The sequence below is a fragment of the Serratia bockelmannii genome (genome assembly GCF_008011855.1).
Classification (GTDB): Bacteria; Pseudomonadota; Gammaproteobacteria; order Enterobacterales; family Enterobacteriaceae; genus Serratia; species Serratia bockelmannii.
On record NZ_VOUX01000006.1, the window covers coordinates 67,547 to 91,382 of the forward strand.

The 23,836-nt window shown below is 61.5% G+C and carries 20 protein-coding genes; 10 read left to right on the top strand and 10 right to left on the bottom strand.

Features of this window, described 5'->3' with window-relative positions:
- Window positions 1-4 precede the first annotated feature (4 nt).
- Together FOT55_RS10465 and FOT55_RS10470 are read right to left on the bottom strand one after the other, a co-directional pair.
- The gene (locus tag FOT55_RS10465; RefSeq protein ID WP_025304785.1) at window positions 5-367 is read right to left on the bottom strand and encodes a YibL family ribosome-associated protein; all 363 of its coding nucleotides are present in this window, start codon (window positions 365-367) and stop codon (window positions 5-7) included.
- Window positions 368-440: 73 nt separating this feature from the next.
- Window positions 441-1,907 (bottom strand): aminotransferase-like domain-containing protein, encoded by a 1,467-nt coding sequence (locus tag FOT55_RS10470; protein WP_025304784.1) that lies wholly within the window; start codon window positions 1,905-1,907, stop codon window positions 441-443.
- A 142-nt stretch (window positions 1,908-2,049) separates the two neighbouring features.
- Here FOT55_RS10470 and FOT55_RS10475 point away from each other — a divergent pair, with 142 nt between their 5' ends.
- Window positions 2,050-2,658: a LysE family translocator gene (locus tag FOT55_RS10475; RefSeq protein WP_025304783.1), complete on the top strand. Its 609-nt coding sequence runs from the start codon at window positions 2,050-2,052 to the stop codon at window positions 2,656-2,658.
- On the opposite strand, the gene FOT55_RS10480 is transcribed toward FOT55_RS10475, so the two are convergent.
- From FOT55_RS10480 to FOT55_RS10510, 7 genes are all read right to left on the bottom strand, one after another.
- Entirely contained in the window at window positions 2,655-3,206 is a 552-nt protein-coding gene (locus FOT55_RS10480; protein ID WP_016929575.1) for an MltR family transcriptional regulator, read from the bottom strand. The two genes, FOT55_RS10475 and FOT55_RS10480, sit on opposite strands and share 4 nt — an antisense overlap.
- A gap of 94 nt (window positions 3,207-3,300) precedes the next feature.
- Window positions 3,301-4,446, bottom strand: a complete 1,146-nt coding sequence (locus tag FOT55_RS10485) for a mannitol-1-phosphate 5-dehydrogenase (protein WP_049209024.1) — start codon at window positions 4,444-4,446, stop codon at window positions 3,301-3,303.
- A gap of 58 nt (window positions 4,447-4,504) precedes the next feature.
- Window positions 4,505-6,424, bottom strand: a complete 1,920-nt coding sequence (locus FOT55_RS10490; RefSeq protein ID WP_025304781.1) for a PTS mannitol transporter subunit IICBA — start codon at window positions 6,422-6,424, stop codon at window positions 4,505-4,507.
- 539 nt (window positions 6,425-6,963) lie between these two features.
- Window positions 6,964-7,683 carry a DUF3053 domain-containing protein gene (locus FOT55_RS10495; protein ID WP_147823452.1) on the bottom strand — a complete coding sequence of 240 codons (720 nt, stop codon included), beginning with the start codon at window positions 7,681-7,683 and terminating at the stop codon, window positions 6,964-6,966.
- Between the two features lie 308 nt (window positions 7,684-7,991).
- Window positions 7,992-10,061 carry a glycine--tRNA ligase subunit beta gene (glyS, locus tag FOT55_RS10500; protein WP_049207117.1) on the bottom strand — a complete coding sequence of 690 codons (2,070 nt, stop codon included), beginning with the start codon at window positions 10,059-10,061 and terminating at the stop codon, window positions 7,992-7,994.
- Window positions 10,062-10,070: 9 nt separating this feature from the next.
- Window positions 10,071-10,988, bottom strand: coding sequence for a glycine--tRNA ligase subunit alpha (gene glyQ, locus FOT55_RS10505; RefSeq protein ID WP_043140757.1), 918 nt, complete (start codon window positions 10,986-10,988; stop codon window positions 10,071-10,073).
- A gap of 733 nt (window positions 10,989-11,721) precedes the next feature.
- Window positions 11,722-13,710 carry an autotransporter outer membrane beta-barrel domain-containing protein gene (locus tag FOT55_RS10510; protein WP_147823453.1) on the bottom strand — a complete coding sequence of 663 codons (1,989 nt, stop codon included), beginning with the start codon at window positions 13,708-13,710 and terminating at the stop codon, window positions 11,722-11,724.
- Between the two features lie 196 nt (window positions 13,711-13,906).
- Here FOT55_RS10510 and FOT55_RS10515 point away from each other — a divergent pair, with 196 nt between their 5' ends.
- The 8 genes from FOT55_RS10515 to ghrB all read left to right on the top strand — a co-directional run bounded on the left by FOT55_RS10515 (window position 13,907) and on the right by ghrB (window position 21,348).
- Window positions 13,907-14,473, top strand: a complete 567-nt coding sequence (locus FOT55_RS10515; protein WP_025304776.1) for a DNA-3-methyladenine glycosylase I — start codon at window positions 13,907-13,909, stop codon at window positions 14,471-14,473.
- On the top strand, window positions 14,470-14,922 hold the full coding sequence (locus FOT55_RS10520; RefSeq protein WP_043140746.1) for an N-acetyltransferase: 453 nt from the start codon (window positions 14,470-14,472) through the stop codon (window positions 14,920-14,922). Before FOT55_RS10515 ends, FOT55_RS10520 begins: the two co-directional genes overlap by 4 nt.
- Window positions 14,923-15,168: 246 nt before the next feature.
- The gene (locus FOT55_RS10525; RefSeq protein ID WP_016929583.1) at window positions 15,169-15,831 is read left to right on the top strand and encodes an OmpA family lipoprotein; all 663 of its coding nucleotides are present in this window, start codon (window positions 15,169-15,171) and stop codon (window positions 15,829-15,831) included.
- A 124-nt stretch (window positions 15,832-15,955) separates the two neighbouring features.
- Window positions 15,956-16,990, top strand: coding sequence for a LacI family DNA-binding transcriptional regulator (locus FOT55_RS10530; protein WP_025304774.1), 1,035 nt, complete (start codon window positions 15,956-15,958; stop codon window positions 16,988-16,990).
- Between the two features lie 172 nt (window positions 16,991-17,162).
- Window positions 17,163-17,915: a sugar phosphate isomerase/epimerase family protein gene (locus FOT55_RS10535; protein ID WP_060434905.1), complete on the top strand. Its 753-nt coding sequence runs from the start codon at window positions 17,163-17,165 to the stop codon at window positions 17,913-17,915.
- Window positions 17,916-17,922: 7 nt separating this feature from the next.
- A complete protein-coding gene (locus tag FOT55_RS10540) occupies window positions 17,923-18,888 on the top strand; it encodes a sugar kinase (protein ID WP_025304772.1) in 966 nt (321 codons plus the stop codon).
- A 140-nt stretch (window positions 18,889-19,028) separates the two neighbouring features.
- Window positions 19,029-20,297 carry an MFS transporter gene (locus FOT55_RS10545; RefSeq protein WP_033639091.1) on the top strand — a complete coding sequence of 423 codons (1,269 nt, stop codon included), beginning with the start codon at window positions 19,029-19,031 and terminating at the stop codon, window positions 20,295-20,297.
- 73 nt (window positions 20,298-20,370) lie between these two features.
- Window positions 20,371-21,348, top strand: a complete 978-nt coding sequence (gene ghrB, locus FOT55_RS10550; protein ID WP_049204664.1) for a glyoxylate/hydroxypyruvate reductase GhrB — start codon at window positions 20,371-20,373, stop codon at window positions 21,346-21,348.
- 1 nt (window position 21,349) lies between these two features.
- Here the strand turns inward: ghrB and FOT55_RS25420 are convergent, their stop codons facing one another.
- Window positions 21,350-21,502: a hypothetical protein gene (locus FOT55_RS25420; protein ID WP_162837931.1), complete on the bottom strand. Its 153-nt coding sequence runs from the start codon at window positions 21,500-21,502 to the stop codon at window positions 21,350-21,352.
- Window positions 21,503-21,698: 196 nt separating this feature from the next.
- Here FOT55_RS25420 and FOT55_RS10555 point away from each other — a divergent pair, with 196 nt between their 5' ends.
- Window positions 21,699-23,762, top strand: coding sequence for an alpha-amylase (locus FOT55_RS10555; protein ID WP_147823454.1), 2,064 nt, complete (start codon window positions 21,699-21,701; stop codon window positions 23,760-23,762).
- Window positions 23,763-23,836: the final 74 nt, after the last annotated feature.

Here is a 23,836-nt window from a genome sequence, read left to right on the forward strand (position 1 = left end):
GGGTTCAGAACGCTTTCTTGGCGTAACCGGTGACCGCTTTCAGGCCCATCTCGCGGCCCAGCGCGGTCATCGGGTGCACCACAATCAGCCCGCGCGCGCTTTTCTTCAGCGCGCCCATATCGGCCTGCTCTTTCTTGGTGATCTCGCGGCTGAACGGCAGCTTGCTCAGCTTCTGCGCTTCGGCGCTCAGCTTCTCGCCACGCACGTCTTTCAGGCGCTCGATCTCCGTCGCCAGTTTCTCTTTTTCTTTGGTGTGCTGCGCGATCAACTCAGGGTTGCCCTGTTGGATCACGGTGGCGTCTTTGTGGTTCAAGGCGTCCAGCAGGTCGCTCAGGCGCTTGATCTCTGCCTTTTCTTTCTCTTTCATGGTCTCTGGCCCGTTGTGCCCAAAATGGCACGCTAATCAATGATACCGGCATTGTAGCAAAAGGCGCGCGCCGTTACCCGTCCTGCGCAATACCGGGCGGCAGGCCGCTCATCTCGCAGGCCTTGGCGCCGAGCCGGGCCAACGCCTGGGTGTAGCGCGCGTTGAACGGGTAGCAGCAGGAGAGCCGCAGCGCATTGCGGTAGCGCCCGCTGGGGGAATACAGGGTGCCCGGCGTCAAACAGATCTGCTCCTCCAACAGCTGGTGGAACAGCGCCACGCTGTCCACGCCGGGAGGGAATTCGACCCAGAACACGAAGCCGCCCGCCGGCTGCGTGGCCAGCGTGCCGCGTGGGAAATGCCGGGCGATCAGCGCCCGCGCCTCGTCGACCTGCGCCGCATAGCGCTTGCGCAGGTTGCGCAAATGGTGATCGTAGCCTCCGCTCTCCAGGAAGGTCGCCAGCGTTTCCGACAGCAGCTGCGACTCGGACATCGACGACACCGCCTTCAGCTTGCGCAACGCCTCGTGAAAACGGCCGCCGCAGATCCAGCCGACGCGAAAATCCGGCGCCAGCGTTTTGGTGAAGCTGGAGCAAAACAGCACCCAGCCGTCGCGATCGAACGCCTTCACCGCCGGCGACAGCGCGCCGCCGAACTGGATCTCGGCATACAGCCCGTCTTCAATCAACGGCACCTGATGATCGTTCATCAGCCGCGCCAGCCGCTTTTTCGCCGCCAGCGGCATGGTGCAACCCAGCGGGTTTTGCACCGTCGGCATGGCGATCACCGCGTTCAGCCGCTTCTCGTTCAATAGCAACTCGAGCGCGTCCAGCGACAGCCCCAGCTGCGGATCGGTGGGGATTTCCAGCGCTTTCAGCCCCAGGCTGGCCAGCAGCGGCAGCAGATAGAAATAGGTTGGCGACTCCAGCCCGACGCAGTCACCCGGTTTGGTGGTGACGCGCAGCGCCAGCTGCAGCGCCTCCATGCAGCCATGGGTCAGCACTACGTCGCCCGGCTCCAGCAACATGCCCAGCGTCATCGAGCGGCGGGCGATCTGCTGGCGCAGCCGTAGGCTGCCGGGCGGCAACGGATACTGCCCGATCAGATCCGGCTGGCGGCGCAGCTGAGAAGACAACATACGCCCCAGCTTGCCGCCGGGATAGAAGTCGCTGGTCTGCGGGCAGGCCAGCGCAATGTTAGTGAAGGCCGGATTCTGCTGGGCGGCGAATACCGTATCGATCAGCGCCAGCACGTCGTCCGCCGGCGGCTCGATGCGGCCGCTGGGCGCCGAGGCCATCTTCAGCGCCGGCAGCGTGCTGCGGACATAAAACCCCGACTGCGGTCGCGCTTCGATCAGCCCGCGATCCTCCAGCGTGCGGTAAGCCGACACCACGGTATTGATGCTGACGCGATGCGTTTGCGCACAGCGCCGCACCGAAGGCAAGCGGTCACCGGGCAGCAGCGTGCCGCGGCGAATGGCCTCGGCCAATGTGTCCGCCAGCTGCAGGTAGCGGGTATCCGGGGTTTCATCGAGCAAGGTCACAGTTTCTCTCCAGGTAATGGGTACAGTTTACATTTTGCACAACTGTAACCATGACAATATCCGATTTGTGGTTCTGTCACCATCCCATTGCAGCGATTATGCTGATCCTCTCGTTATCACCGTCATTTTCAAGGAACCTGCCATGCTGGACTCCGCCTTTGTCAGCTACGTCACCGTCATGTCGATCACCCCCGGCCCCAACAACCTGCTGCTGGCCTCGTCGGGCGTCAACTTCGGCCTGCGCCGCACCCTGCCGATGCTGTTTGGCATCTGTGTCGGTTGTGCGGTACAGCTGGCGATCATTATCCCGCTGCTGGCGCTGGCGTTGAGCTGGGCCGGCGTCATCCGCCTCCCGCTGGCGGTGATCGGCTGCGCCTATCTGCTGTGGCTGTCATGGAAGCTGTTTCAGGCGGCCTCGCCGGACGCCAAAGAGCAGGCGCAGCCGATGAGCCTGCTCAACGGTGCACTGTTTCAGGCGGTCAACCCCAAAGCCTGGCTGATGGTGATCAACGTGGCGATCCTGTTCACCCCGCGCGAAGGCGCCACCTTCGTCCATACGCTGTCGGTCATCGCCGGTTTCGCGCTGCTGAACCTGCCGTGCGTGCTGCTGTGGGCGGTGCTGGGCGACCGGTTGCGCAACGCGCTGCGAGTGACCTGGAAACTGCGCGCCTTCAACGGCGTGATGTCCGGACTGATGGCCGCCACCGCGCTGTGGTTGCTGTTCGACGAATGGCGCGCGGCCTTTGCTTAGCCGCGGCCGAGAGGAGAGAGTCGGGAAGGTTGTTTGGCGCCGATGCCGGCGATCAGATCGGTAATGGACAGCACCATGGTGGAGCGCACCATCTGCTGATAGCGCTGGCGCTGCATGGCGATCAGCGCTTCATCCGCCTCGCCCGGCTGCAGGAAGGTCGGCACCGGCGGCAGCGCGGCCACGCAGTGCAGCTCGCCGAACGGCCCGAGAATTTCGTCATCGACGAAGCGGTATTCCGACCCGTCGTGGTTCAGCTCTTCGCGCATCGCCATCAGCAGCTCGGCATCTTCATATTCGTGGCGGGAAATCACCCCCAGGCCGTACATCAGCTTCAGGCGCACCGACAGCTCCCCCAGCGGGCCGCTGCCGGACAATAGCGGTTCGACGGCATATTTCACCGCGTAGTCATCCTTGCGGAATACCTGCACCACCAGCACGTTGAGCGCTTCCGCCAGCAGCTCTACCGCTGCGATCAGGAAGCTGCGCACCGTTTTGCCCGCGTTCAGCTTTTCCAGAACCTGGTTTTCAAATGCCTGTGCTTCTTCCATCGTCGCTTTTCGAAAGGCGTGGGGAGGGCCGTCGATGCCGAACTCGGGTTGCAGGAGCGCAGCAAGCTGCGCTCGGGTGTTCATCATCACGATTCTACTTGTGCATGGCGTTATACACAGCAACGGCCTCTTCTACAACCTCGCTTTCCGCCGGCAGGCCGGAAATTTGCGCCAGCGCGGCTTTCGGCCCGAGCGTGTTCAGCAGTTCCGCCAACTCCAGCGCCTGCGGATCCTGTTCGCTACGGTAGCTCATGGCGGCGGCGATGCCCTGGATCAGGTTGGCATGCGGCAGGCCGTATTCCAGCGTACCCAGCAGCGGTTTGATCAGGCGATCGCCAGCGCTCAGTTTGCGCAGCGGCTGACGGCCCACGCGCTCGACGTCGTCGTGCAGATACGGGTTTTCGAAGCGGCCGAGGATTTTGTTGATGTAGGCGGCGTGCTTGTCGGCGTCGAAGCCGTAGCGTTTGATCAGCACCGCGCCGCTCTCTTCCATCGCCCCTTTCACCACGCGGCGGATCGCCGGGTCGAGAATGGCGTCACGAATGGTTTGCAGCCCGGCCTGTTGGCCGAGGTAGGCGGTGATGGCGTGACCGGTGTTGAGGGTGAACAGCTTGCGCTCGACGAACGCCATCAGGTTATCGGTCAACTCCATGCCGGCGATCGCCGGAGGCTGGCCTTTGAACTGGGTCTGATCGACGATCCATTCGCTGAAGGTTTCCACCGTCACTTCCAACGGGTCGTTGCTGTCCGCCGGCGGCACAATGCGATCGACCGCCGAATCGACGAAGCCGACATGCTGCTCAGCCCATGCCTGCTCATCCTGCGGCAGCGCGGCGAACACATGCTGTTTCAGCTGGCTGGTGCCGCGCACCATGTTCTCGCAGGCGATGATGTTCAGCGGTTGCACATTGCCCTGCTGATGACGCAGCACCAGCCCTTTGGCGATCGTGCCGGCGATTTTGGCGAGAATTTGCGGGCCAACGGCGGTGGTCACCAGATCCGCTTCGGCGATCAGCGCCACCGCCGCCTCACTGCCGCTGTTGACGGCGCTAACGTTGTTGACGCGCTCCACGCGTTCTTGCTCGCCCACCACGTGCACCGCGTAGCTTTTACGGCTGTTCAGCAGATCCAGCACCGTTTGATTGACGTCGGCGAAGGTCAGTTCAACCCCGGCGTCCGCCAGCAGCTTGCCGATAAAACCGCGGCCGATATTCCCTGCGCCAAAATGTAATGCTTTCATAACTCTACCTTCTTAATGTCGAAGGGTGCAGCACGCTGCACCCTTTAAAATGATTCTGTTATCCAGCTTTTTTGCCGCCGAGCAGGTCCAGCACTTCCTGGACGCTGGTGGTATTCGCCAGCCGCTCAATCACGCTCTCGTCATCCAGCGCGTTGGTCAGGCTGGTGATCACCTGAATATGCTCGTTGTTGCGCGCGGCGATGCCGATCACCAGGCGAGCCACTTCATCCTCTTCATCGCCGAAGCGCACGCCCTGCGGGTACTGGCAGAACACCACGCCGGTGCGCAGCACCCGGTCTTTGGCCTCGATGGTGCCGTGCGGCACGGCGATCGACTCGCCCAGGTAGGTGGAGGTGAGCTTTTCGCGCTCCAGCATCGCCGGCACGTACTCCGCCTCGACGTAGCCGCCTTTCACCAGCTGCTCGCCGGCGAAACGGATCGCCTGCTCTTTGTCGCTAGCCTGCAGGTTGAGGAACACATTGCTTTCGCTCAGCTTGAACAGGTTCGGTTCCCCGGCTTCGAAGCTGTCGTCCAGCGCGCCCAGCACCTTCTGCTGGTTGTCGGTGGTTTTGTTGACCGCTACCAAACGGTCGACCAGATCGCTGTACAGCTTGCTGTCGAGGAAGTTGGTCAGCGAGATGTGCTGGGCCTGCGGCGCGTGGCGCATCGCGCGCTCCGTCAGATCGCGGTGCGTGATGACCAGATCCACATCGTCCGGCAGGCTGTTGATGGCGCTGTTAGTCACCGAGATGTTCTTCAGCCCGGCGTCCGCCACTTTCTTGCGCAACACCCCGGCGCCCATGGCGCTGGAACCCATGCCCGCATCGCAGGCGACGATGATTTTGCGCACGGTGCTCAGATCGCCGTCGACCGACGCTGGCGCCGCTGCGCCGCCTTTGGACTGCGATTTCATCTCTTGCATGCGGCGGGTCGCGGCTTCCAGATCGTCATCCTCTTTCACTTTGGAGGTTTTCAGCAGGAAAGCGGACACCACGAAGGAGACGGCAAAGGCTGCGCACACCGCCGCAATGTTGGCGAAGTAGGCGCCTTTCGGCGTCATCGCCAGCACCGCCAGGATCGAACCCGGGGAAGCTGGAGAAACCAGGCCGCCGTTCAGCATCGTCAGGGTGAATACGCCGGTCATGCCGCCCAGGATCACCGCCAGCAGCAGACGTGGATTCATCAGCACGTAAGGGAAGTAGATTTCGTGGATGCCGCCCAGGAAGTGAATGATCGCCGCACCGCCGGCGGATTGCTTGGCGCTGCCGCGGCCGAAGAACATGTAGGCCATCAGCACGCCCATGCCCGGGCCTGGGTTGGCTTCAATCAGGAAGAATACCGACTTACCGGCTTCCGTGGCCTGCTGGATACCCAGCGGCGAGAAGATGCCGTGGTTGATGGCGTTGTTCAGGAACAGGATTTTCGCCGGTTCAACGAAGATGGACGCCAGTGGCAGCAGGTTGTTCTTCACCATCACGTGCACGCCCGCCGCCAGCAGCTTGGAGAGCACCTCCACCAGCGGCCCGATGCCCAGGAAGGCCAGGATCGCCAGCAGCATGCCGATGATGCCGGCGGAGAAGTTGTTCACCAGCATTTCAAAGCCGCTTTTGATCTTACCGTCCACCCAGCGGTCGAAATGCTTGATAGCCCAGCCACCCAGCGGGCCGGCGATCATCGAGCCGAGGAACATCGGCATGTCGGCACCGACGATGACGCCCATGGTGGTGATGGCACCGACCACGCCGCCGCGATCGCCGCCCACCAGCCGCCCGCCGGTATAACCGATCAGCAGCGGCAGCAGGTAGGTGATCATCGGGCCGACCAGCTTGGCTAAGGTTTCATTCGGCAGCCAGCCGGTTGGAATGAATAGCGCGGTGATAATCCCCCAGGCGATAAAGGCGCCGATGTTGGGCATCACCATGTTGCTCAGGAAGCGGCCAAAGTTTTGCACTTTAACCTTGATGTCTGGTGAAAACATAAAACACACCCCTATTGTTACGCGCTGACAATAGAGCGCGTGATTATTGTTGTGACGATCCAGCCGTGTTGCCGCTGTATGCGAAACGGACTCTATCACGCTGTTTTTGTCACGCGAACTTCACGAATTTTTTGTGATACAAGTCACATACAACACCCCAACAAACCCTCATTTATAGTGATAAAGATCACATTTATGACGTGTAAAAAAAGCACAGTGAGAAAAAAGTCGCCACAAAACTCCCAATAAAGTGACTATGATCACATTTTTAAATTGACGTTTTGTTTTTGAATTGTGACATTAGTCACAATTTATTTTTAGCTGCAGCGCCGATCGCAACGCTCTGTTTGATCTTCCCTGTGAGCACTCATCCCGCCGGGAACTAGCGAAGTGATGAATGAAAGAAAACTACATTGCCGAATGAATGGATTAATTGAAGTGTAGTACAGAAGCCTGCTCAATAAACCAGCAAGCTATTGGAAACGCTGAGGGGAAATAAAACAGGCCGGCAATGCCGGCCTGTTTCGCGCCTGGACGCGTTATTGCGTCACGCTTTGAATGGTCTTCTGCGCATTCATCAGGTTCTGCTGTTTGGCCACCAGATTCGACATCATGGTGTTGTACTGCGCCACCTGCTGCGCGGTGCGGAACTGCACACCGTTGTTGTTGAAGCTGACCTGATTGCCCTGGCTCTGCAGGAAATCGCCGACCTGCACCAGATCCTGCACAAAGCTGGCGGTGATCGGGATCGCCGGCATCAAGGCGTTGGCCGGTGCGGTGACGATTTTGTCATAGGCCTGGTTGTACACCGCCTTCAGATCGTCAGGCTGTTTCAGCGCCGCGTGGGCAGTATCCGCCTGCGATTTGGCAGACTGGATCTGCTGGCCCAGCAGGTTCAACGCCCCGACCGATTGCTGCAGCGCGTCGCGTTTGTTCAGGTAGTCCTGCGCGGTGCGGATCTGGTTAATCTGATCCAGCGCCGGGGTCAGGCTGGCGCCGACCGATTTGGACAACTGCTGCGAAAAACCGACCAAAATCGCGTAATCGCCGGCATAGTTGCCGAACTTCTGCTTCTGATCTTCGCTCAACGTGGGGATATTCGCCCCGCTGCGCATCACGGTATTCTGTAAGTAATCGATAAATGCTTTGCGCTGTTCCGGCTCTTTATCGCCGCAGGCGGTCAATTGCATGACCACCAACAATGCCAATACCGGTGCCAACCAACGCGCGAAACCTCTGCTCTGGATCCCTACCGCCATGTGACATAACTCCTGTTATAAACCTGCTTTTTCATTGGACTCCGCCCCTTTTTGCGCACTCCGTGCGCCTATAAGAATAGATCAACTGGCGGCGTTCCGATACGCGATTCCGTTTGCGATGAGCATTGCCCCGGCCGGATGCGGTTGAAAATCGTGCGCAAAACGCACTGAGGTTCATTGCCGTCGGCGACCGGACGCTTCAATTTCCCCAAGTAGCCCCCCCAAGTCGCCAGGCGACCTTGCCTTCGCACCCAGGAAACGGAAATAAAAAAGGCGCCCGCAGGCGCCTTTTCACAGCAGAGAATCGCTTACTGCAGTACGGAGATATCCGCCACCTGCAGGAACAGTTCACGCAATTTGCTCAGCAGCGTCAGGCGGTTTACGCGCACTTCCGCATCGTCCGCCATTACCATCACGTTGTCGAAGAACGCATCCACCGGCTCACGCAGCGCGGCCAGTTCCACCAGCGCTTCCTGGTAGTTGCCCGCCGCGAAGTACGGCTGCAGCTTGTCGCGCAGCACCACCAGGTGAGTCGCCAGCTGGATCTCCGCCGCGTCCTTCAGCACCGAGGCGCGCACGCTGTCGTTCAGCGTTTCGGTAGACTTCGCCAGAATGTTGGAGACGCGTTTGTTGGCCGCAGCCAGCGCCGCCGCCTCGTCCAGCGTGCGGAAGTGGGATACCGCCTTGACGCGCGCGTCGAAGTCGGCCGGCTTGGTCGGACGGCGCGCCAACACCGCCTGAATGGTATCGACCGCGTGGCCTTCTTCCTGATACCAGGCGCGGAAGCGGCCCAGCATGAATTCCACCACCTCGTCGACCACCTTGGCATTGGTCAGCTTGCTGCCGTACAGGCGCACGGCCTCTTCGGTCAGTGTCTGCAGATCCAGCGGCAGGTTTTTCTCGACGATGATACGCAACACGCCCAGCGCGGCACGGCGCAGCGCAAACGGGTCTTTATCGCCCTTCGGATGCTGACCGATGCCGAAGATGCCGGCCAGGGTGTCCATCTTGTCGGCGATCGCCAGGGAACAGGCCACCAGCGACTGCGGCAGCGCATCGCCGGCGTAGCGCGGCTGATACTGCTCGTTCAGCGCAACGGCGACGTCTTCCGCCTCACCGTCGTGGCGCGCGTAGTGCATGCCCATCACGCCCTGGGTGTCGGTGAATTCGAACACCATGTTGGTCATCAGGTCGCACTTCGACAGCAGGCCCGCGCGGGTGGCGTGGTTGACGTCAGCGCCGATCTGGCCGGCAACCCAGCCCGCCAGCGCCTGAATGCGGTCGGTCTTGTCGCGCAGGGTGCCCAGCTGCTGTTGGAACAGCACGGTTTCCAGGCGCGGCAGGTTGTCTTCCAGACGCTTCTTGCGGTCGGTGTTGAAGAAGAACTCGGCGTCGGCCAGACGCGGACGCACCACCTTCTCGTTACCGGAGATGATCTGCTGCGGGTCTTTCGACTCGATGTTGGCTACGAAGATAAAGTTCGGCAGCAGTTTGCCCGCGGCGTCGTACACCGGGAAATACTTCTGGTCGCCCTTCATGGTGTACACCAGCGCTTCCGCCGGCACCGCCAGGAATTTCTCTTCGAATTTGGCGGTCAGCACCACCGGCCATTCCACCAGCGAAGCCACTTCTTCCAGCAGGCTTTCACTCAGATCGGCCTTGCCGCCAATCTTCTGCGCCGCCAGTTCGGCATCGCGCTTGATGAGGGCTTTACGCGCTTCGTAGTCGGCGACCACTTTGCCGCGCTCCAGCAGGATCTGCGGGTATTGGTCGGCATTGTCGAGGGTGAACTCGGCTTCGCCCATGAAGCGGTGGCCGCGCACGGTGCGCGCGGATTCGATGCCCAGCACGGTGCCTGGGATCAGATCGGCGCCCAGCAGCATCGTGACGGTGTGCACCGGACGCACGAACTGCACGTCGGAATCGCCCCAGCGCATCAGTTTCGGGATCGGCAGCTTGCCGAGCGCGGTGCTGACCATGCCGGCCAGCAGTTGTTGCGCCGACTGACCTTTGACGTGGGCGCGGTACATCAACCACTCGCCCTTGTCGGTCACCAGGCGTTCAGCCTGATCGACGGTGATGCCGCAGCCGCGCGCCCAGCCTTCGGCCGCTTTGCTCGGTTTACCTTCGGCGTCGAACGCCTGGGCGATCGCCGGGCCGCGTTTTTCAATTTCGCGATCGGCCTGTGCCGCGCTCAGGTTGGCCACTTTCAGCGCCAGGCGGCGCGGTGCGGCGAACCAGCTCACGTCACCGTGTTCCAGGCCGGCGTTGTCCAGCTCGGCGGTGAAGTTGGCGGCGAAAGATTCCGCCAGGGAACGAAGCGCCTTCGGCGGCAGCTCTTCCGTGCCGATTTCCACCAGGAAAGTCTGTTGAGTCATGGCTGCCTCTTAGTTCTCGTTCTTCTTGTTGCACATCGGGAAGCCCAGCGCTTCGCGGGAAGCGTAGTAGGCTTCGGCAACGGCTTTGGTCAGCGTGCGGATGCGCAGAATGTAGCGTTGACGCTCGGTCACCGAAATCGCCTTGCGCGCGTCCAGCAGGTTGAAGGTATGGCCTGCCTTCAGGATGCGTTCGTAGGCCGGCAGCGGCAGCGGCTTTTCCAGCGCCAGCAGCGATTGGGCTTCTTTCTCGTACTGCTCGAAGCAGGAGAACAGGAAGTCGACGTCGGCGTATTCGAAGTTGTAGGTGGATTGCTCCACTTCGTTCTGGTGGAACACGTCGCCGTAGGTGGTGACGCCCAGCGGGCCGTTGCTCCACACCAGATCGTATACGCTGTCCACGCCCTGGATGTACATCGCCAGACGCTCCAGACCATAGGTGATCTCGCCGGTCACCGGCTTGCACTCCAGGCCGCCGACCTGCTGGAAGTAGGTGAACTGCGTCACTTCCATGCCGTTCAGCCACACTTCCCAACCCAGGCCCCAGGCGCCGAGCGTCGGGTTTTCCCAGTTGTCTTCCACGAAGCGAATGTCGTGGATGGTCGGATCCAGACCCAGCTCTTTCAGCGAGCCCAGGTAGAGTTCCTGAATGTTGTCCGGCGATGGCTTAATCACCACCTGGAACTGGTAGTAGTGCTGCAGACGGTTCGGGTTTTCGCCGTAGCGGCCGTCGGTCGGGCGACGGGATGGCTGCACATAGGCGGTCGCCATCGGCTCCGGCCCCAGTGCGCGCAGGCACGTCATCGGGTGTGAGGTTCCCGCGCCGACTTCCATGTCCAATGGTTGAACGATGGTGCAGCCCTGGCGCGCCCAATAATCCTGCAGTGTCAGGATCAGGCCCTGGAAGGTCTTGGTATCAAACTTTTGCATGTTGAATTCGCACGCGATACAAGTGGATTTAGATGGAATGCGCCAGTATACCCTTTGACCGTAAGATATACAGCCAGAATCCGGCAACAAGTGCGAATCGGGGTGAGAAGCGCTGGATTTTCACGCGGCGGGCACCGAGGGAAGGACAACGCGCCGGCCGGTCGCCTCGCCGTCCAGAAAGACACACCCGGCAAAAACATTAGAGTATCTAAACAAAAATATCACTCACCGCCGTTTAAATAGTCAATTAGCTGAACGCTATTTCTCCCCTCGCCGGTCAAATTCAGGCTGATTTCCGTGCGTGTATCTTTATATTTGCCACGATATAAAGTTGCGACAATGTTATTTTTGTTAATTTTATCAACTAAAAAACTCCCCTTACCGAGAGATAATGTGATCAAGTGCCAGATTATTTCTTATGAACGTCAAAAAATAAGGCGATAACGTGCGGCGGACCGGGGCGCCGGGCATGGAGGGAAGGTCAGGGATGAAATACGGCGCAAACGGGCCACAGAAACAAATTGACAGTTAATCTTTGGTTATACAATAATAAATAAAATTTTCCCTGGTGTTGGCCAAGTGGCTACCTGATCCTTTCATAGGATCAGTTTTTTTTTGTATTTCCGCCAACGTCATTGCGGCCCGTATAATTCACCCCCAGGCCGCCCTCCGCTTAAATCCCTTATCAGACCTTATGGCTTATCCTGCGCCGTTGAGTGCGCCGATGGCCAATTCAAAAACGCGCACTGACGCCGACGTTATACATAAACTGCTCGCCGCTGCTCAGCCCGCCGGTTTGCGAAACGGTGGCGAAGGCCGATACCCTGTCCGTCAACGGCATGTTGGCCCCCAGCGTGACATCCACCCAGTTTTTGTCCTGGCCCGCACTGTCGCGGGTGAACGAGGTTTGCGTCGATTTCAGGCCACCGCCGGCGCGGTAGACGTCGTCGCCGAACTGATGCTGATAACTCACTTCCGCATAAGGGTTAAACACGCCGAATTGCGTATCCAGCCGCCAACCCAGCGCGCCGATCTGCGAGTGATAGGTTTGATCGTTGAAGCGCATGGCGGTGCTGTCATCGCCATCTTCACCGTAGCCGGAAACGCGGCTGTAATCCCAGGCGAACTGCGCGACCGGCCCGGTGGTCAGGTAAGAGGCGATCGGGAAGTCATAGCCGGCGGTCACGCGCGCGCCCCACTGCTTGCCGGTGGTCGAACCAGTTTCGGTACGCGTCAGCGGCCCCAGCCGCATGCTGCGGCGGATGTCGTCATAATCCATCGTCGCATAGTGCAGATCGGCGTTGACCCAGCCCTGCTCGAATAGCGCCAGCGAACTGAAGGCTGACAGCAGCAGCCCGCGCGCCTTGTAATCAAAACGGCTGGAAGGATGCTGATCGTCGTTGGAACCGGCGATCAACGCACCGATCAACCAGCTGTCGGTCAGTTGATAGTCCACGCCGACGGTCAGGTTGTGGGTGGTGGCGTTGCCGTCCCCCGCCGCCCGATTATCGGCATAGTCGTAGTGCTGGCCGGCGTAGCCGCCGAACACGCCCAGCGAGCCCTGCGGGTTGTCGCCGTTGCGCAGCTGCTGGAAACGGCTGTCGAGCGTGGCGCGGCTGTCACGCGCCATCGCCGCCGTCGCCTGATTCAGCGCCACCACCTGCGCCGGGCCATCCAATACCGCCTGAATATAATCCGCAATCAGCAGGTGCGCCTGCGGGCTGGGGTGGAAATGGTCGGAGAACAGATAGGACTGGCCGGCGTCGAAGCCGGGCATGTCGGAACGGCAAACCGCCGAGGAAACGCCCGCCGGGCAAGCCATGCCGGCCGTGTTGGCGAAGCCGAACTGCGCCGGATTGGCGATCGCTTCGGCGAACAGCTTGTTGACGTCCACCCGCACGATATTGCCGCCCCCCTGCGCCAGCAGACGGTCTTCACTTTGATTATAGAAATCGGTCAGTTGAGCGGCCTGCGCGCTCAGGCTGTCATACGCCGCGATAAGCTGCGCGGCGATCGCCTGCTGCACCTGAGGAATGGCGCTGCCCTGCTTCGCCGCGGCGGCCAACGCCGCGTGGATCGCCTGCGTGCGCGAAGCGTTGTCCGGGGTTGCCACCGAATTAAGCGTGGCATAGGCCGCCTGGATCGCCGCCCCCTGTACCGGCGGCAGCGCCTGCTGAATGATCAGTTCCATCAGCTGCGGCGTGGAGCCGATGTTCGGCACCGTCGGCACGATCACCGTGCCGGCACCGGCGTTCAGCAGCGAATGCACCTGCGCGGCGGCGGCCGCGGCACTGTTATAGGCCACGCCGGGCGCGGTAGCGGCATTCAGCGCCGCCGCCGCCAAATCGTTACCGCCGATCCAGTGAATATACAAACCGTCGCCATCGGCCTGGCCGTTAACCCGATTCAGGTAGCGCTGCACCTGATCCTGGGTGTTGTCGACCGGGTTCAGGCCCGGCACCGCCACGGCGCCGCCGGCGGCGTAGTTTTCACCGCCGTTGTCCGAGGCCACCAGCGCCGCGCCGATGCGTTGCGCCAACGCTTCGTCGTACAGCAGGTGCTGGTTGCCGTCATAGGTGAACCGGCCGTTGTTGCCGGTATCGCTCAGGCTATCGCCAAAGACGTACAGTTGATCGTACGCCTGAGCCGGAAGGGTCATACTGCAAAGCAACGCCACTGCAAGCGCCGCCGGGCGGGGCATGCACGTTATTTTTAGAGGCATGAATCGACTCCTGAGAGCCTGCAAATGAAGGCAATGTCGTTTTTATCGTTGGCCGGTTTTCCACCGGCCATGTAGTAACTATTGTCGGCTTTTTCACCACGTCAAGCGGGCTGATGACAAAACAATCAGAGGCTTGCCAAGTTCGGCGCTTCGAGCGATGATTACTGTTCATAAACACAGCATAAGGACAGTCAGGATGGCAGACGAACGTTGCGGTTGGGTGACGGCCGATCCGTTGTATCTCGAGTATCACGACAAGGAATGGGGCGCGCCCACCACCGACGCGCGCGAGCTGTTTGAAATGCTGTGCCTGGAGGGGCAGCAGGCCGGCCTTTCCTGGATCACCGTCCTGAAAAAGCGCGAGAATTACCGGCGTGCTTTCCATGGTTTCGATCCGCAGCGGGTCGCCGCCATGACCGAGCAGGACGTGGAAAATCTGCTGCAGGACAGCGGCATTATCCGCCACCGCGGCAAGATAGAAGCCATCATCACCAACGCCAAAGCCTATCTGGCGATGGAGGCGTCCGGCGAGAATTTCGTTACCTTCATCTGGGACTTCGTCGGCGGCCGGCCGCAGCTCAACCGCTGGCAGGCGCTGAGCCAGGTGCCGGCTAAAACCGAGCAGTCCGACGCCATGTCCAAAGCGTTGAAAAAGCGCGGCTTCAAGTTTATCGGCTCCACGATCTGTTACGCCTTCATGCAGGCCAGCGGGCTGGTGAACGATCATCTCACGGGGTGCATGTGCTACCCAAAGCCACGGTGATCCGCCCCTGTGGCCCAGAGGATATCGAACGGCTGATGGCGCTGTGGCTGCCCAGCACCATCGCCGCCCATCCGTTCGTGGCGGAAAAATACTGGCATGAGAGCGCCGCACTGGTGCGGGAAAACTACCTGCCGCGCGCGCAAAGCTGGGCCTGCTGGCATAACGACGAGATCGTCGGCTTTATCAGCGTGCTGGACGAGCAGTTCATCGGCGCGCTGTTCGTCGATCGGGCGTATCACGGCCGCGGCGTCGCCCAGGCGCTGATGACGCACGTGCAGCAGCGCTACCGCCGGCTCAGCCTGGAGGTGTATCAGCAGAACCTGCGAGCCTGCGCGTTCTACCACAAGCACGGTTTTCAGGTGACGCAACGTCTGTTTAACGACGAAACCCAAGCCTATACGCTGATCATGAACTGGCCGGCAATCGAGAATTCAACCGGTTACGGTTAAAAAAGGCGCATTCGCGCCCTGGCGGCGCGCAATTAGGAATCCGCTGCATGGCGCCGCCCGGCGTTTTATCGCATAACTCCCCCAGCACTTACCCGCGCTCATCATTTGTCACGTTTTTCTCCGGAACTGCCGGCGAGCCAACGCGTCATAGTAGCGCGGTGATGCGGGCCCCACCTGCGTCGCCTACTTTTTGCGCCCCCGTGTTGGGCCGGCGCGTACAGAATTGATGCCATTAAGGACAAGAACATGAAAAAACGCATTGCAATTATTGCCGGCGCAGTGAGCGTCGCGCTCACGCTGTCGGCCTGTACCACCAACCCTTACACCGGCGAATCCGAAGTCGGTAAATCCGGCATCGGCGCGGGCCTCGGTGCCGCACTGGGCGCCGGCGTCGGCGTGCTGTCCTCTTCCAAGAAAGATCGCGGCAAGGGCGCGCTGATCGGCGCAGCGGCCGGTGCAGCCCTCGGCGGCGGCGCAGGCTATTACATGGACGTGCAGGAAGCCAAACTGCGCGACAAGATGAAAGGTACCGGCGTCAGCGTCACCCGCCAGGGCGACAACATCGTGCTGAACATGCCGAATAATGTGACCTTCGACAGCAGCAGCGCCACGCTGAAACCGGCGGGCGCCAACACCCTGACCGGCGTCGCCATGGTGCTGAAAGAGTATCCGAAAACCGCGGTCAACGTGGTCGGCTACACCGACAGCACCGGCTCCCGCTCGCTCAACATGAACCTGTCGCAGCAGCGCGCCGACGGCGTAGCCAGCGCGCTGATCACCCAGGGCGTGGCGGCGAACCGTATCCGCACCACCGGTGCCGGCCCGGACAACCCGATCGCCTCCAACAGCACCGCGGAAGGCAAGGCGCAAAACCGCCGCGTCGAGATCACCCTCAGCCCGCTGCAGTAATCCCGTGCGGGGCGCCACCGGTGCCCCGCCTCTACCTCCCGACTTTCTCCTTATCCTTCAACATTCCCGCTCGCACATCGGGTATGGTAGTCTCCTTGGCAATTAACCGCAGGAGGGATCGGCTGTGAGCACAGGCAAGGCAACGCGCACCTCAGGACGCGCTACCATCAGCGATGTGGCCAGCATCGCCAAAACCGGCAAGACCAGCGTGTCGCGCTATCTGAATGGTGAACAGCACCTGCTTTCCGACGATCTCAAACAGCGCATCGAACAGGCTATCCAGCAGCTCGACTACCGGCCAAGCCAGATGGCGCGCAGCCTGAAGGGCGGCCAGACCCGCCTGATCGGCCTGATCCTCGCCGATATCACCAACCCCTATTCGGTGGACGTGATGCGCGGCATCGAGGCCGCCTGCCGTCAACACGGTTTTACCCTGCTGGTGTGTAACACCAACAACGAAGTCAATCAGGAACAGCACTACCTGCAGCTGCTCAGCAGTTACCGGGTAGAAGGCATCGTGGTCAACGCGGTCGGCATGCGCGAGGAAGCATTATCCACGCTGCAACAGTCGATGCTGCCGATGGTGCTGATCGATCGAAAAATCCCCGACTTCGCCTGCGACGTGGTGGGCCTGAACAACCGCGAAGCCGCCACCGTCGCCACCGAACACCTGCTGCAACAAGGTTTCGAAGCGATCCTGTTCCTCAGCGAGCCGCTCGGTACGGTCAATACCCGTCTCGAACGCCTGCACGCCTTCAGACATACCATGGCGCAGCACCCCGCGCTGTTGGCGGAGCAGGCCGAAACGCCGCTCAACGATCGGCAGAAGCTGGAGCAGGTGCTGAGCGATTTCAGCGGCCGCCATCGCGGCATGCGCAAAGCGGTGATCTCCGCCAACGGCGCCCTGACGCTGCAGGTGGCGCGCGCCATGCGTCGGCTCGGCATCCAGTGGGGCAACGACATCGGCCTGCTGGGCTTTGACGAGCTGGAGTGGGCGGAGCTGGCGGGCGTCGGCATCACCACGCTGAAACAACCTACCTACCAAATGGGACACGCGGCGCTGGAGCGGCTGGTGCAGCGCATTCAGGGCCTGGCCACCCCCAGCGGCGAGCAGATGTTCTCCGGCGAGCTGATCGTCCGCGGCTCCACCACCCGCTAATCCACCTTCTCCGGGGCCGTTGACTGCCCCGCCTCTATCTGAATCGGCTGTTTTTTGCTCAGCTTCGTGATTGCGATCATATTTTTACACTCTGTCGCTTTTCGCTGGAACCGGTTCCATTTAACGTACCGGTAACAGCAGCGGCGGCGACAATGCCGCCTCAGGAGTCAAAATGAAAACAGAAATCATCGTGGTCACCGGCGCCTACGGCACCGATACCGTCAAACAACACGGCGGCCAGCGCGCGCTGTTGCCCATCATCGCCGGCGCGGGCGCCGACGGAGTGGAGATCCGCCGCGAACTGTTCACCGCCGGTGAACTAGACAGCCTGCCGGCGCTGGCGCAAGAGATCGATCGCCAGCAGCTGTTCGCCGTCTATTCCGCCCCTGAGGCGCTGTTCACACCGCAACATACGCTGAACCCCAACCTGTCGGCGCTGCTGGCGGAAGCGCAGGCGCTGAACGCGCGCCAGCTGAAGCTCTCCCTCGGCCATTTCCGCCCCGGCTTCGATTTTACCGAGTTGAAAGTGGCGCTGGAGCAACACCCGGTCAAGCTGGTGGTCGAGAACGACCAAACGCCGGACTGCGGCATTTTGTCGATGCTGAACGCCTTTTTCCACGCCGCGGAAGATAGCCACCTGCCGGTCAGCATGACCTTCGATATGGCCAACTGGCTGTGGGTGGGGCAAGACGCCTTCGCCGCCGCCGAACGCCTGGCCCGCCACGTCGGTTACGTGCACGTCAAAGCCGCCACCCAAGGCCCGCGCGGCTGGCGCGCCGTCGCGCTGGACGAGACCGACGGCAGCTGGCGCGACCTGCTGGCCCGCCTGCCGCACGATGTGCCGCGCGGTATCGAATTCCCGTTGCAGGGCGATGACCTGGAAGCCGTCACCCGCCATTACGTCAATATCTTGCGTGCGGAGTAACCCCATGATGACAACGTTAACGGCAACAACGGCGCAGCAGGCGCCCCTGGATGTGGTCACGCTGGGTGAAGCCATGGCGATGTTCGTGGCGGCACAAACCGGCGATCTGGCGGAGGTGGAAACCTTCACCAAACGCATCGCCGGCGCCGAACTGAACGTGGCGATCGGCCTGGCGCGTCTGGGTATGAACGTCGGCTGGGTCAGCCGCGTCGGCAACGATTCGTTCGGGCGCTTCACCCTGCAGCAGTTGAAAAAAGAAGGCATCAATTACCGGCAGGTGACGGTCGACGGCCACTACCCCACCGGTTTTCAGGTGAAATCCAAAACCACCGATGGTACCGATCCCAGTGTGGAGTATTTCCGCAAGGGCTCGGCGGCCAGCCACCTGTCGATTGCCGATTTCAACCGCGAGTATTTCGGTTCCGCGCGCCACCTGCACCTGAGCGGCGTGGCGGCGGCGCTGTCCAGCGAGTCGCTGGCGCTGTGCCACCATGCGGCGCGCGAGATGCGTGCCATGGGTAAAACCATTTCGTTCGATCCCAATCTGCGCCCGGTGCTGTGGCCCAGCCGCGAGGTGATGATCGAGCAGCTGAACCAGCTGGCGTTCGCCGCCGACTGGGTTCTGCCGGGGTTGAAAGAGGGACAGATCCTCACCGGCCAGTCGACACCGGAAGGCATCGCCGATTTCTATCTGGAGCGCGGCGTGCAGGCGGTGATCATCAAAACCGGCCCGGACGGCGCCTGGTTTAAAACCGCCGCCGGCGATAAAGCGGCAGTGGCCGCGGTCAAGGTCGACAACGTAGTGGATACCGTCGGCGCCGGTGACGGCTTTGCCGTCGGCACCCTCAGCGCCCTGCTGGAAGGCAAAACGCTAATACAGGCAGTGCAGCGCGGCAACAAAATCGGCTCGCTGGCGATCCAGGCCATCGGCGACAGCGAAGGCCTGCCGACCCGTGCGGCGCTGGCCGAATAACAATAAAAAAAACGACTTCTCCGCATGACGTCAGCCTCTGGCCCTACAACCGGGACGCGTCGGGAGAGCATCTGCCCCTTCGTCTTTCACGCCCAGCGTGCCGGGCGAAGGGGATGCAACACCACTGAAGGATACTGAACATGAACAAAGCGACTGTCGCGGCCAAACGCTGGTGGTACATCATGCCCATCGTGTTTATCACCTACAGCCTGGCCTATCTCGATCGCGCCAACTTCAGCTTCGCCTCTGCCGCCGGCATCAATGAAGATCTCGGCATCACCAAAGGCATGGCCTCGCTGCTGGGCGCGCTGTTTTTCCTCGGTTATTTCTTCTTCCAAATTCCCGGCGCCATCTACGCCGAACGTCGCAGCGTCAAAAAACTGATCTTCTGGTGCCTGATCCTGTGGGGCGGCTGCGCCTCGCTGACCGGCGTGGTCAGCAATATTCCGATGCTGGCCGCCATCCGCTTTATCCTCGGCGTGGTGGAAGCGGCGGTGATGCCGGCGATGCTGATCTACATCAGCAACTGGTTCACCAAATCGGAGCGGTCACGCGCCAATACCTTCCTGATCCTCGGCAACCCGGTGACGGTGCTGTGGATGTCGGTGGTGTCCGGTTACCTGATCCACGCCTTCGGCTGGCGTGAAATGTTCATCATCGAGGGCATTCCGGCGGTTATCTGGGCGTTCTGCTGGTGGGTGCTGGCGAAAGACAAACCGGCGCAGGCCGGCTGGCTGAGCGCCGATGAGAAACAGGCGCTGCAGCAGCAGCTGGACGAAGAGCAAAAAGGCATCAAGGCCGTGCGCAACTACGGCGAAGCCTTCCGCTCACGCAACGTGATCCTGCTGTGCGTGCAGTACTTCGCCTGGAGCATCGGCGTGTACGGCTTCGTGCTGTGGCTGCCTTCCATCCTGCGCAGCGGCATGCAGATGGGCATGGTGGAGGCCGGCTGGCTGTCGGCGGTGCCTTACCTGGCGGCGACCATCGCCATGATCGTGGTCTCCTGGGCGTCGGACAAAATGCAAAACCGCAAGCTGTTTGTCTGGCCGCTGCTGCTGATCGGCGCGCTGGCGTTCTTCGGTTCTTACGCCGTCGGCGCCAACCATTTCTGGATCTCCTACGGCCTGCTGGTGGTCGCCGGCGCCGCGATGTACGCCCCCTACGGGCCGTTCTTCGCCATCATTCCGGAAATGCTGCCGAAAAACGTCGCCGGCGGCGCTATGGCGCTGATCAACAGCATGGGCGCGCTGGGTTCGTTCTTCGGTTCGTGGTTCGTCGGCTATCTGAATGGCGCCACCGGCAGCCCGGCGGCTTCCTATATGTTCATGGCCATCGCACTGGTGGTGGCGGTGGTGCTGACGCTGATCGTCAAGCCCGCCCGCAACGAGATCCAGCCGCAATTGGCTTGATCCGGTTATACTTTTTATCTGTTAACCCAACCGGGGGGGCACCATGCCCCCTTTGGCCCAGCTGGAGTTCGTGATGAAGCCTTCTATCGTATTGTACAAAAGCCTGCCCGCCGATCTGCTTGAACGTCTGGAACAGCACTTCACCGTGCACGCCTTCAACGGCCTGCAGCCGGAGAACCGCGACGAACTGCGCCAGGCGTTGCAGCAGGCCGAAGGGATCATCGGTTCCGGCGGTAAAATTGACGAAGCCTTCCTGCAGCAGGCGCCCAAACTGCGCGCGGCCTCGACCGTTTCCGTCGGCTACGACAACTTCGACGTCGAGGCGCTCAACGCCCATAACGTGCTGTTGATGCACACCCCGACGGTGCTGACCGAAACCGTCGCCGACACCATCATGAGCCTGGTGCTGGCGACCGCGCGCCGGGTGGTGGAAGTGGCGGAGCGGGTGAAGGCCGGCGAATGGCGCGGCAGCATTGGGCCGGACTGGTTCGGCGTCGACGTGCACCACAAAACCATCGGCATCCTCGGCATGGGCCGCATCGGCCTGGCGCTGGCGCAGCGCGCGCACTTCGGCTTCGGCATGCCGGTGCTCTACAACGCCCGCCGCACGCACGAAGAGGCGGAGCAACGCTTCAACGCCCGTCGCTGCGATCTGGATACCCTGCTGGCCGAGTCGGATTTCGTTTGCATCACGCTGCCGCTGACCGAACAAACCTTCCACATGATCGGCCGCGAACAGCTGGCGAAAATGAAGAAAAGCGGCATTCTGATCAACGCCGGCCGCGGGCCGGTAGTGGATGAGCAGGCGCTGATCGAAGCGCTGCAAAACGGCGTGATCCACGCCGCCGGGTTGGATGTGTTCGAGAAAGAGCCGCTGCCGGCCAACTCGCCGCTGCTCAGCATGCCGAACGTGGTGGCGTTGCCGCACATCGGCTCCGCCACCCATGAAACGCGCTACGGCATGGCCGCCTGCGCGGTGGATAATTTGATCGCCGCGTTGACCGGCACGGTGAAAGAAAACTGCGTCAACCCGCAGCTGTTGCGGAAATAACTCAGCGCGGCCGGTGGTCTGAGGATAACCGGCCGTGTTGCTCTTCCTGCTGCGGCGCGAACAGCGCCTGCAGCTGATGTTCTTCGGCGAAGTGCTGCAATTCGGCATCCTGAATTGCCTGAACGATCTCTTCTCGCCAGTTTTTGTCCGTCATCGCTAACCTCCTTTGATGTTCACCGTTTAATCTGCCGCAGCGCGCGCACAAAGCCAAGCCGAATCAATCCGAAAACGCTCCGCCCTTCCTCTCCTCCTCGAAAAACCCCCGCAGGGAGGAGGCCATTTTTCCGTCGTTTGCCACACTGGGCGCTACCCTGCGAGAAAAACGCTTCCTGCCGCGCGTAAGGAGAGCCATGAAACTGTTACCCCTGCCCTTATTGATGCTGCTGTCGCCTTCGGCGCTGGCCAGCTGGACACTGCCGGGTTTCCCGGCCCTCGACGAAACGGCCGCCGGGCTGTTCACCAGCCAGGCCACGCTGCCCAAAGGCCAGCTGCCGCTGCGCCTGTATCAGGATAACCACTGCTGGCAACCGGCGGAGGCGATAAAACTTAACCAGACGCTGTCGCTGCACCCGTGCGGCGCCAACCCGCCGGTCAGCTGGCGGCAGTTCCGCGCCGGCGACTATCAGGTGCGCGTCGATACGCGCAGCGGCACGCCGACGCTGCAGCTCAGCCTGAGCAGCGTGCCGGAAAGCGCCGCCGTTGCCGTCCGCAGCTGCCCGCGCTGGAACGGTAAGCCGGTCACGGTCGACGTCACCTCCACCTTCACCGAAGGCGAAACGCTGCGCGATTTCTATTCCGGCCAAACGGCGCAGGTGAGCCAGGGAAAAATCACGCTGCAGCCCGCCCCCGCCAGCGGCGGCCTGTTGCTGCTGGAATCCGCCGCCACGGCGAAACCGGCGGCGTTCAGCTGGCATAACGCCACGGTCTACTTCGTGCTGACCGATCGCTTTGAGAACGGCAACCCGGCCAATGACCACAGCTACGGGCGCCGCAGCGACGGCCTGCAGGAAATAGGCACCTTTCACGGCGGCGATCTGGCCGGCCTGACGCAGAAGCTGGATTATCTGCAGCAGCTCGGCGTCAACGCCTTGTGGATCAGCTCGCCGCTGGAGCAGATCCACGGCTGGGTCGGCGGCGGCACCCAAGGTGATTTCCCGCATTACGCCTATCACGGCTATTACGCGCTGGACTGGACTCGCCTCGACGCCAACATGGGCACCGAACAGGAGCTGCGCACGCTGGTCGAGCAGGCGCATCGCCGCGGCATTCGCATTCTGTTCGACGTGGTGGTGAACCACGTCGGCTACGCCACGCTGGCGGATATGCAGACGTTCCACTTCGGCTCGCTGTATCTGCAAGGCGCAGAGGTGGAGAAAACCCTGGGGAAAAACTGGAGCGACTGGCGCCCCGGGCCAGGGCAAAACTGGCACAGCTTCAACGACTACATCAACTTCAGCGACAAGGCGGGCTGGCGCCCATGGTGGGGGAAAAATTGGATCCGCACCGACATCGGCGACTATGACGCGCCGGGCTATGACGATCTGACGATGTCACTGGCCTTCCTGCCGGATATCAAAACCGAAGCGCCCGGCGCCAGCGGCCTGCCGCTGTTCTATCGCCACAAACCCGACACCGCCGCGCGCGACATGCCCGGCGCCACCACCCGCGATTACCTGACCGTCTGGCTCAGCCAGTGGGTGCGCGATTACGGCATCGACGGTTTTCGCGTCGATACCGCCAAGCACGTGGAAAAACCGACGCTGGCGCTGTTGAAACAGCGCGCCACGGCGGCATTGGCGGCATGGAAAGCGGAGCATCCGCAGCAGGCGTTGGATGATGCGCCGTTTTGGATGACTGGCGAGGCCTGGGGCCACGGGGTGATGAAAAGCGACTATTACCAAAACGGCTTCGACGCGATGATCAACTTCGATTTCCAGGACCAGGCGTCGCAGGCGCTGGGCTGCTTTGCTGACATCGATGCCACCTACCGGCAGATGGCCGAGCGGCTGCAGGATTTCAACGTGCTGAGCTACCTCTCTTCGCACGACACCCGGCTGTTCTTCGCCAGCGACGCCAAAGGCTCGCTGCCTCGCCAACAGCGGGCGGCGAACCTGCTGTTGCTGGCGCCGGGCGCGGTGCAGATTTACTACGGCGATGAAAGCGGCCGCCCGCTCGGCCCAACCGGTTCCGATCCGCTGCAGGGTACCCGTTCCGACATGAACTGGCGTGAGCTACAGGGGGAAAAAGCCCCGCTGCTGGCCCACTGGCAACGGTTGGGGCAGTTCCGCGCTCGCCACCCGGCGATCGGCGGCGGCGTGCAAACCCCGCAGGCGCACGCCGCCTATTATGCCTTCAGCCGCCGGCTCGGCGACGATAAGGTGATGGTGGTGTGGGCCGGCGAACGGTCACAATAATCCAGCGTAATATGCTGCTAATCGGCCAATGAGCGAAGTTTGTGCCCATTGGCCGATTTGTCGGCCGCATTGCA